Origin of the sequence: Bacillus cereus group sp. BfR-BA-01408, from assembly GCF_022663305.1 — a bacterium.
GTDB lineage: Bacteria > Bacillota > Bacilli > Bacillales > Bacillaceae_G > Bacillus_A > Bacillus_A pacificus.
In genome coordinates this window covers 1-1,386 of sequence record NZ_JAKUFF010000164.1, presented here as the reverse complement: position 1 = coordinate 1,386, position 1,386 = coordinate 1, and the positions used below count along the sequence as shown (strand labels likewise).

The following is a 1,386-nucleotide window of genomic DNA, read 5'->3' as shown; positions in this document are numbered from 1 at the left end:
GCGATTTTTGCAATATATCGACTTACCGACAAAACTCGACAATAATGACAGCATAAAAAAACTGCCTCCAGTAGATCACCTACTGAGAGACAGTTTCTTCTATATATTATTTATTTTCCGCCGTAGCGCCTAATACAGCATCCTTTGTTTGAACAACCCATATTTCAATTTTTATTATTCAACGGTATCTAATAACTCTACAACTAATTCCTTAGGATCTTCCCAGCTATGAGATTTACCCGTTTATCCAAGTGCAGGAGGCTTTAGCATACGGCCGAGATAAAAATTCAATTTGAGTATGATTTGTTAAGTGAACATTCCTTCATACTCATACAGGTCAAGGTAAACAACATGATTATACTTACAGCTCTCTGTATTCCCAACTGTAACAGCGAATACTTCATCTTTCTTTTAATTCATAAAAAAAAGCAGACTATCCAAAGGCTACTTTTACACAACAAAAAAGAGATAGCAGATTATGCTATCTCTTTTAGTATGACCCGTACGGGATTCGAACCCGTGTTACCGCCGTGAAAGGGCGGTGTCTTAACCACTTGACCAACGGGCCAATTACTGGCAGAGAAGAAGGGATTCGAACCCTCGCACCGCGTTCGCGATCTACTCCCTTAGCAGGGGAGCCCCTTGAGCCACTTGGGTACTTCTCTATAAATATGGCTCCGCAGGTAGGACTCGAACCTACGACCGATCGGTTAACAGCCGATAGCTCTACCACTGAGCTACTGCGGAACAATTATGGTGGGCCTAAATGGACTCGAACCATCGACCTCACGCTTATCAGGCGTGCGCTCTAACCAGCTGAGCTATAGGCCCATAATTGAAAAGCGGGTGAAGAGAATCGAACTCTCGACCAGAGCTTGGAAGGCTCTTGTTTTACCACTAAACTACACCCGCATTAAATTGTAAATGGTGAGCCATGAAGGACTCGAACCTTCGACCCTCTGATTAAAAGTCAGATGCTCTACCAACTGAGCTAATGGCTCATTTTGAAAGTGGTGCCGGCTAGAGGACTTGAACCCCCAACCTACTGATTACAAGTCAGTTGCTCTACCAATTGAGCTAAGCCGGCTTGCGACTTCAAAATGGTGGCTCGGGACGGAATCGAACCGCCGACACGAGGATTTTCAGTCCTCTGCTCTACCGACTGAGCTACCGAGCCTTTATGTAAAAATGGCGGTCCCGACCGGGGTCGAACCGGCGATCTCCTGCGTGACAGGCAGGCATGTTAACCACTACACCACGGGACCTTGGTTGCGGGGACAGGATTTGAACCTGCGACCTTCGGGTTATGAGCCCGACGAGCTACCAGACTGCTCCACCCCGCGACGATAAAATATTTACTTTAGAAAAAATGGAGGAGGTAGAGGG

10 tRNA genes and 1 pseudogene are annotated in these 1,386 nt (G+C 46.0%); 1 reads left to right on the top strand and 10 read right to left on the bottom strand.

Going from position 1 to position 1,386, the window contains the following annotated elements:
* Positions 1-241 precede the first annotated feature (241 nt).
* Positions 242-397: pseudogene (locus MR083_RS26530) on the top strand (IS4 family transposase); the annotation flags it as partial.
* A 99-nt stretch (positions 398-496) separates the two neighbouring features.
* Here the strand turns inward: MR083_RS26530 and MR083_RS26525 are convergent.
* The 10 genes from MR083_RS26525 to MR083_RS26480 all read right to left on the bottom strand — a co-directional run bounded on the left by MR083_RS26525 (position 497) and on the right by MR083_RS26480 (position 1,343).
* Positions 497-568: transfer RNA gene (locus tag MR083_RS26525), tRNA-Glu, on the bottom strand.
* A 6-nt stretch (positions 569-574) separates the two neighbouring features.
* A tRNA-Ser gene (locus MR083_RS26520) sits at positions 575-665 on the bottom strand.
* A gap of 7 nt (positions 666-672) precedes the next feature.
* Positions 673-747 (bottom strand) — tRNA-Asn (locus MR083_RS26515).
* A 7-nt stretch (positions 748-754) separates the two neighbouring features.
* Positions 755-831: transfer RNA gene (locus MR083_RS26510), tRNA-Ile, on the bottom strand.
* A 10-nt stretch (positions 832-841) separates the two neighbouring features.
* Positions 842-912: transfer RNA gene (locus MR083_RS26505), tRNA-Gly, on the bottom strand.
* Positions 913-925: 13 nt separating this feature from the next.
* A tRNA-Lys gene (locus MR083_RS26500) sits at positions 926-1,001 on the bottom strand.
* Between the two features lie 10 nt (positions 1,002-1,011).
* Positions 1,012-1,087, bottom strand: a tRNA-Thr gene (locus MR083_RS26495).
* Positions 1,088-1,101: 14 nt separating this feature from the next.
* Positions 1,102-1,177 (bottom strand) — tRNA-Phe (locus MR083_RS26490).
* 12 nt (positions 1,178-1,189) lie between these two features.
* Positions 1,190-1,265: transfer RNA gene (locus MR083_RS26485), tRNA-Asp, on the bottom strand.
* Between the two features lies 1 nt (position 1,266).
* A tRNA-Met gene (locus MR083_RS26480) sits at positions 1,267-1,343 on the bottom strand.
* Between the last annotated feature and the right edge of the window lie 43 nt (positions 1,344-1,386).